This is a genomic window from Actinomycetota bacterium (assembly GCA_009923495.1).
Classification (GTDB): Bacteria; Actinomycetota; Actinomycetes; order S36-B12; family UBA5976; genus UBA5976.
In genome coordinates this window covers 1-3,390 of sequence record RFTJ01000033.1, presented here as the reverse complement: position 1 = coordinate 3,390, position 3,390 = coordinate 1, and the positions used below count along the sequence as shown (strand labels likewise).

Here is a 3,390-nt window from a genome sequence, read left to right as displayed (position 1 = left end):
GTGGGGCCACCGTAGGCGATATAAATTGAAGGTGTAATTGGAGCAAGACCACCGTAGGTAAACATCCCCAAAAAGCCGCTCATGACACGCCCAGACCAAAGACGTACCAAGTATCGGTGTCAACCTTAATCATCGTTGCGACGCCGTTAGACGCGACAGATCGGTTGCCGGTAGATGTGGAGTTGGCGAGCTTGAGCGTAACGCCAGTTCCAGCTTGGATGACCAGCGCCGTGGCGTTGCTCACCACGCTGATGACCGTACCAATCTCAAACGCTACGCTACTGTACGGTGGGACCGTGACGTTGCCGGTTAGGTATAGATGTTTGGCGCTATCAGACAAAACCAGCGTTCCGCTGGTGTTGCTTGATTGAGGCACGGTCCGAAAACCAAACCCGTACAAGTTGCCGGCGCTGTCTTTGACCGTTGACCCGCTTGCCAGACCGCTAATAGTCTTGTTGGTCAGCGTCTGCGTGCCAGTAAGCGTGACAACCGTGTTGTCAATCGCAATCGTGCCGGTTGAAACGATTGGACCGCCGGTCAGACCTGTGCCGGTGTTGACTTGGGTGACGCCGCTATCAAACGCTGGCTGGCCTACGGGGCCGAGTTCCAGCGTGTTGACCATGCTGTAAAGTTCAGTTACTTGCGAGCCGATAGGATCGTAATTGAAGTCTTCAATCGCGGTCGCGTTTGCACCAGATCCGGTCAACGTAAACAGGTTCAGAAAGAACCGATACCATTCACGCGACATTAGCCCGGTGCGCTGATCAATAAAGTCGACCCGAGGCGCAGGGATCTGCGTGATGTTATTGATAACTGGCATTAGGCGCTTGTCCCGCTCAAGTGCAGTTCAGCCCCCATGATCGCAATCTTGACCGGATCTGTGCCAGACAACTCGTACACTCGATCACGCAGTTTGAGAGTCATACCAAGGCGACGCCAGAACACGCGCTGCTGATAGACGCCAATCTTGCCAAGAACTGCCCAATGTTCGTTAGACCAAGTATGACCGCCATCGTCTGACCAGCGCAGCATTACTTGCGGGTCCGAGCCAACCGTAGGCTCACCTTCGGCGACGCTGACTAGATAGTCACCACTCTCGGTAGTGATGTACAAGCCAGACTCGGTAAGCAGATACGTTGGGTCTGTACCGCCGCTGTTATTGATTCCAACGCCAGACTCGCAATCTAGTTGTAGGCTATGGTGCGCTGTACGGGTTAGGTTGTTCTGTCCGCTTGGTAACGCCCGCCAGGAACGCAACCACTTTTGAGGGCTACCGTTATCGGCGTAAACGTCTAAATCAAAAGCGTACAGATTGCCATTAGCAAAGTCGCCAACAACAATTTCGCTATTGAACGCCATCTGACAGTTGCTGCGATGCCGCAAAAACTGACCGTTAGAGAACGCTGCCCGCTCATGCCATGCTTGTGTAGATACATCATAGACCCACGTTGCGTTGGCTGATGGGAATGTCAGGACATAGAAAGCGTGGCCTTCTTGCTGATAGGTATACGCAACTGCGTCGCTGATGATTGGATATTGTGCAATCGCGTATTCAATCGCGTGGGTGCTGATCCGCTGGCCGGTATAGCCGTTGGCGCGGTAGACGATGCCCTGGCCGCGAGCGTCCGCGCCTAACCAAAATAGACCGTTGTCTAATTTGGCGACCGAGAATGTCGCAGCGCAACCAATCTCGTTATACGCGCCTTGGATGCGTTGCAGCGGAAAGTCTGCGTTTCCGGCGTCGTACCAAACTTCAACTGAGTTAGTGCCATACAACCACACTTCGCGGTGGTCAACGATCATGCTAACCAGATTGTCTGGCGAACCTTCCGCGCTGGCAAAATCCAACGGATCAACCGACGTACCTTCTAACAGCGCGGTCACCCAAAGTTTTTGAGTGTTAGGCTGGATAAAAACAAAGTAACCGTCTAGATAGCCAACGGTCAACGCGCCTGGGAAGTCTGGGTCCGTAATCTGTACAAAGACATTGGTCAGCGAGTTGTAGATGTAGCTTGGGCCGTTACACGCGATGAACAGTTGAGTACCGTTATCAGCCATGCTGACCGGCCCCGTGCCTGACACAGTACCCAAAAATGTTGCGGTATAACTGCTATTGATGCTGTAAAGACTTAACCCACTAACAACATAGCCAACGCCGTTGAACGTCCACAGTCCACGAATAGGACCAGTACCAACGGTGGCGAGCAGCGTTAGGCCGGGAGCGCGGTTTAGGAACGCGGCTTCTTTGCCGCCTTCGGGGACAATCTCCGGAAAGAGATTGACCATGCGATTGTCAGCGGCGTTGATGCTCCGAGCAACATACGCCGATCCCAGAATCGGCGTCTTCATCAGTAATTACCAGCGTAGACGTTGAACCGCTGGCGCGTCGCAACTAGCGAGTACGGCATCGCCATTACATCGTCAGGATTGTTAATGCGCTTGAGATTGCGTTTGCTGGTCATGGCAATCCGCTTGACCTGCTCTGATGGTTCCACGCCAAACTCAGGCGCGATCTCCATCGCCAAGTTGTAGGTAAACGCCCGCAAGTAACCCGGCGGGAAAGCCAGCGTAGTCGCTAGCGTAGCTGGTTGCGACAACTCCTCAACGCTGATGAAGTGGAACTCCAACAAGCGCGTGGGCTTGGGGTAGATCGTCATCGTAATGTTGGGGTATTCCATGTTGATCCACATCACCTGTGGATACGTGGATGTCACGGTCTTGACCGCGATGCCGTCATACTGCTGCTGGTTGATGAACTTGATGCCATACGACACGTTTGTTGACGGGTCGCGGAAGTACGTTGCATCGTCCAACAGGATTGGGCGGTTGCCCACAAAATCGCCAGACGGTCCGAGCGTTTGTGTAATCAGACCGGGCGTCCAAAGATATGTTTGGTCTTGCGTGTTGTACACCGATAGGCGCTCGGTGTTCCAACTATCAATCATCTGATTCATTGCCATCAATGAATCTTGCATCACCGAAGCCGATGACGTCTCACCTTCTGCTAGGACACCCAACAGTCGCAGGGCGCGGTTGATCTGTTCACCAGCCGAATATGTTGCCATCGTAAACCTCGAAAGGAGGGGCCGAAGCCCCGCCTGTTAAACTGCGCCGTGAATGATTGAGTAATTGATGACGATTGCTTCAGAGTATGAAGTCGCGCTCAAGTTACGCAATGCGATTACAGCAGATCCTGTGGTCAAGCTGCAAACGTAAGTGGTGTATGCAGCAGCGGTACTACCAGTCGTAACGCTAGAGATACACACAATCATTGTGTCGTTGGCAGAAATCAGGTTGTTGTTCAACGTAAATGTTGCTACTGCACCGCCAGCCAAAGCCGCGTTGTTCATGGTAATCCGGCCAGCACTCTTGTTCAACGTGACTGCCGTT

At 53.0% G+C, this 3,390-nt stretch carries 4 protein-coding genes; all 4 read right to left on the bottom strand.

Annotated elements, in window-relative coordinates; genetic code table 11:
• Positions 1-79 precede the first annotated feature (79 nt).
• Positions 80-820, bottom strand: coding sequence for a hypothetical protein (locus EBS36_07145; GenBank protein NBU32922.1), 741 nt, complete (start codon positions 818-820; stop codon positions 80-82).
• Positions 820-2,349: a hypothetical protein gene (locus EBS36_07140; GenBank protein ID NBU32921.1), complete on the bottom strand. Its 1,530-nt coding sequence runs from the start codon at positions 2,347-2,349 to the stop codon at positions 820-822. The genes EBS36_07145 and EBS36_07140 overlap by 1 nt, the downstream gene beginning before the upstream one ends.
• A complete protein-coding gene (locus EBS36_07135) occupies positions 2,349-3,065 on the bottom strand; it encodes a hypothetical protein (GenBank protein NBU32920.1) in 717 nt (238 codons plus the stop codon). Before EBS36_07135 ends, EBS36_07140 begins: the two co-directional genes overlap by 1 nt.
• 36 nt (positions 3,066-3,101) lie before the next feature.
• A partial coding sequence (locus tag EBS36_07130) for a hypothetical protein (GenBank protein ID NBU32919.1) occupies positions 3,102-3,390 on the bottom strand: 289 nt, incomplete at its 5' end.